Annotated in this window: 5 protein-coding genes; 4 read left to right on the forward strand and 1 reads right to left on the reverse strand. The window is 69.4% G+C overall.

Annotated elements, in window-relative coordinates; genetic code table 11:
- From VGT80_RS06185 to VGT80_RS06200, 4 genes are all read left to right on the forward strand, one after another.
- A partial coding sequence (locus tag VGT80_RS06185; protein WP_327453904.1) for a ribonuclease HII occupies positions 1-528 on the forward strand: 528 nt, incomplete at its 5' end.
- A 101-nt stretch (positions 529-629) separates the two neighbouring features.
- Positions 630-1,709 carry a site-specific DNA-methyltransferase gene (locus tag VGT80_RS06190; protein WP_327453906.1) on the forward strand — a complete coding sequence of 360 codons (1,080 nt, stop codon included), beginning with the start codon at positions 630-632 and terminating at the stop codon, positions 1,707-1,709.
- Positions 1,709-2,167: a GNAT family N-acetyltransferase gene (locus tag VGT80_RS06195; protein WP_327453908.1), complete on the forward strand. Its 459-nt coding sequence runs from the start codon at positions 1,709-1,711 to the stop codon at positions 2,165-2,167. Before VGT80_RS06190 ends, VGT80_RS06195 begins: the two co-directional genes overlap by 1 nt.
- Positions 2,168-2,218: 51 nt before the next feature.
- Positions 2,219-2,638, forward strand: a complete 420-nt coding sequence (locus VGT80_RS06200) for an SRPBCC domain-containing protein (RefSeq protein ID WP_327453910.1) — start codon at positions 2,219-2,221, stop codon at positions 2,636-2,638.
- A gap of 179 nt (positions 2,639-2,817) precedes the next feature.
- On the opposite strand, the gene VGT80_RS06205 is transcribed toward VGT80_RS06200, so the two are convergent.
- On the reverse strand, positions 2,818-3,726 hold a 909-nt coding region (locus tag VGT80_RS06205), incomplete at its 5' end, for an A/G-specific adenine glycosylase (RefSeq protein WP_327453912.1).

The following is a 3,726-nucleotide window of genomic DNA, read 5'->3' on the forward strand; positions in this document are numbered from 1 at the left end:
AAGGGGCTGGACGATTCCAAGAAGCTCTCGGCCAAGGCGCGCGAGGCGCTGGAGCCGGAGATCAAGGCCAAGGCGGTGGCCTGGGGCGTGGGGTTCGCCAGCGTCGAGGAGATCGCGGCGCTGAACATCCTGCACGCCACCGGGCTGGCCATGCGCCGGGCGATCGAGGCCATGGCGGTGGCGCCGGCCTTCGCGCTGGTGGACGGCAACTACCGCTTCAAGCTGCCCTGCGAGGTGACGACGGTGGTGGGCGGCGATGCGAAGTCGAAGTCGATCGCCGCGGCCTCGATCCTGGCCAAGACAGCCCGCGACCGGCTGATGGTGGAGATGGACGGGCTCTATCCCGGCTATGGCTTCGCCAGCCACAAGGGCTATCGCGCCCAGGTCCACGCCGAGGCGCTGCTGTCGCTGGGGCCGTGCGAGATCCACCGCCTGAGCTGGGGGCCGGTGAAGCTCGCCCTGATGGGCCGCGACCCGATGCTGGTGTTCGGCGACCTGGCGCAGGACGAGCTGCCGTTCGAAGGCTGATCCGGAGGCGGCCTTAACTTCCCGTTGACCACGTCGGCTAACCGGGCCTTCACCATAAGCCGGTCAGGATTCAATCTCTTGTGTTCAAGGGATTTGCGGTGATGGGCGTTAGCGTCGACACGATCATCCAGGGCGAATGCCTGGCGGAGCTGAAGAAGCTGCCGGACGGGTCGGTCGACCTGGTGTTCGCCGATCCGCCCTACAATCTGCAGCTGGGCGGCGACCTGCTCAGGCCCGACAATTCCAAGGTCGACGCGGTCGACGACCACTGGGACCAGTTCGACAGCTTCGAGGCCTATGACGCCTTTACCCGCGCCTGGCTGAAGGAATGCCACCGGGTGCTGAAGCCCAACGGCGCGATCTGGGTGATCGGCAGCTACCACAACATCTTCCGGGTGGGCGCGGCGCTGCAGGACCTGGGGTTCTGGATCCTCAACGACATCGTCTGGCGCAAGTCCAACCCGATGCCGAACTTCAAGGGCACGCGCTTCACCAATGCGCACGAGACCCTGATCTGGGCCGCCAAGGGACGCGGGAGCCGGCGCTACACCTTCAACTACGACGCCATGAAGATGGCCAATGACGAGCTGCAGATGCGCTCGGACTGGACCCTGCCCCTGTGCACCGGCGAGGAGCGGCTGAAGGACGCCCACGGGGTGAAGGCCCATCCGACCCAGAAGCCGGAGGCCCTGCTGCACCGGGTGATCCTGTCGTCGACCAAGCCCGGTGACATCGTCCTCGACCCCTTCTTCGGCACCGGCACGACGGGCGCGGCGGCGCGCCGGCTGGGCCGCCGCTATGTCGGCATCGAGCGGGAAGCCGACTATGTGAAGCTCGCCGCCGAGCGGATCGCCAAGGTGATCCCGGCCGCGCCGGACGAGCTGGTGGTCACCGGCTCGAAGAAGTCCGAACCGCGCATCCCGTTCGGCCAGATCGTCGAGGCCGGCCTCTTACGCCCCGGCGACATGCTGTTCTGCCCGCAGGGCCGCCATTCCGCCCGCGTGCGCCCGGACGGCAGCCTGGCGATCGGCGACATGACCGGCTCGATCCACAAGGTGGGCGCCATGGTGCAGTCGGCGCCGGCCTGCAACGGCTGGACCTACTGGCACTTCAAGTCCGACAAGGGCCTGGCCCCCATCGATGTGCTGCGCGCCAAGGTGCGCAAGGACCTGCCGATCTGATGGCCGGCGTCGCAGTCCGGCCCATCGCGCGGGGCGACTACGACCAGTGGCGGCCGCTGTGGGACGGCTACAACGCCTTCTACGAGCGGGCGGGCCCGACCGCCCTGGCGGACGAGATCACCGCCATGACCTGGGCGCGGTTCTTCGACGCCTATGAGCCGGTGCACGGGCTGGTGGCGGAGGTGGACGGGCGGCTGATCGGCCTGACGCACTACCTGTTCCACCGCTCGACCACGGCGATCGCGCCCATCTGCTACCTGCAGGACCTGTTCACCAGCGACGGGGCGCGCGGCAAGGGCGTCGGCCGGGCGCTGATCGAGGCGGTGTACGCGGCCGCCAGGACCGCCGGCTGCCCGCGGGTCTATTGGCAGACCCACGAGACCAATGCGACGGCCAGGCGCCTCTACGATGGGGTCGCGGAGGACTCCGGCTTCATCGTCTATCGCAAGCTCATCTGAAGCCAACCGGCGGGCCCCCGCGTTTCCCATCGGAACAGCGGAGGACGAACCATGGCGGAAGCGCAGGTTTCGCGGCTGATCGCGGCCGCGCCGGACAAGGTCTGGAAGACCCTCACATCCCGCGAAGGCATGAAGGCCTATATGATGGGCGCCGACGTGGAAGCCGACTGGCGGATCGGCGGCCAGATCCGCATGCAGGGCGAATACCAGGGCAAGCGGTTCGAGGACCGCGGCGAGGTGCGCAGCTTCGAGCCGGAGCGGAAGCTCGCCTACACCCATGAGAGCGGCGCCGCGCCCGGCCAGGCGCATCTGGTGACCTTCGAGCTCAAGCCGCGCGGCGACGCCACCGAGGTGACGGTCACCCAGGCCGCGGCCAACGGCGGCGAGCATCCCGACCACGCCAAGAACAAGGCCATGTACGAGAAGACCTGGGCGAGCATGCTCGAGAGCCTGGAAAAGGCGGTCCAATAGCCTAGAGGCTCTACCTTCTCCCCTTGCGGGAGAAGGTGTCAGCCGCAGGCTGACGGATGAGGGGTCGAAGACCCTCTCCGCAATCTTGACGAAGGTGACGGCTACTCGCGGCCGATGCGTTGGCGCGACCCCTCATCCGACCTCCTTCGGAGGCCACCTTCTCCCGCAAGGGGAGAAGGTCAGATCAATGCGTTCAGCCCGGCCCGGGCGGCTTTCAGGAAGACGCTCGGCAGGGCGTCGAGGCCGGCGCGGCGCGTCCAGATGACATCAGCGGCTTCGCCCTCGGCGCGCAGGAGTTGCAGGGTCAGGGTGAAGTGGGTGAAGCCGTGCTCCACCTCGCCGGCGCTGCGCCAGGCCGCCGAGGCGGGCGCCGCGCGGAGCGCCTCGGCTTCGCTCCAGCGAACGGCGCGCCAGTCGGAGGTCGGCAGGGCCAGCATGCCGCCCAGCAGGCCCTTTGGCGGGCGGCGCACCAGAGCCACCTCCTCGCCGCGGGTGAGGACATAGGCGACGCCGAAGCGGTGCGGGCGCTCAGCCTTGGGCGTGCGGCGCGGGTAGGTCTGCGGGTCGCCCTGGGCAAAGGCCGCGCAGTGGACCCGGACGGGGCAGCGGCCGCAGAGCGGGGCCTTGGGTCGGCAGACGGTGGCGCCGAGGTCCATCAGGGCCTGGGCCCAGTCGCCGGGACGGTCGTCGGCGATCAGGGTGGCGGCGAGGCGCTTCAGCTCCGGCTTGGCGTCGGGCAGGGGTTGCTCGACCGCGAACAGCCGCGCCATGACCCGCTCGACATTGCCGTCGACCACATTGGCTGGCCGGTCGAAGGCGATGGCCGCCACGGCCGCGGCCGTATAGGGGCCGAGGCCGGGCAGGGCGCGCAGGCCTTCCTCGGTGTCCGGGAAGACCCCGCCGTGATCCCGGGCGACCGCGCGGGCGCAGGCCAGGAGGTTGCGGGCGCGGGCGTAGTAGCCAAGGCCTGCCCAGGCGGCCATGACCTCGCCGTCGGGGGCGTTCGCCAGGTCGGTGACCGTGGGCCACAGGCGCAGGAACTTCAGGAAATAGGGCGTGGCGTGCGGCACGGTGGTCTGCTGCAGCAT

The organism is Phenylobacterium sp., assembly GCF_035944335.1.
In the GTDB taxonomy this organism is placed as follows: domain Bacteria; phylum Pseudomonadota; class Alphaproteobacteria; order Caulobacterales; family Caulobacteraceae; genus Phenylobacterium.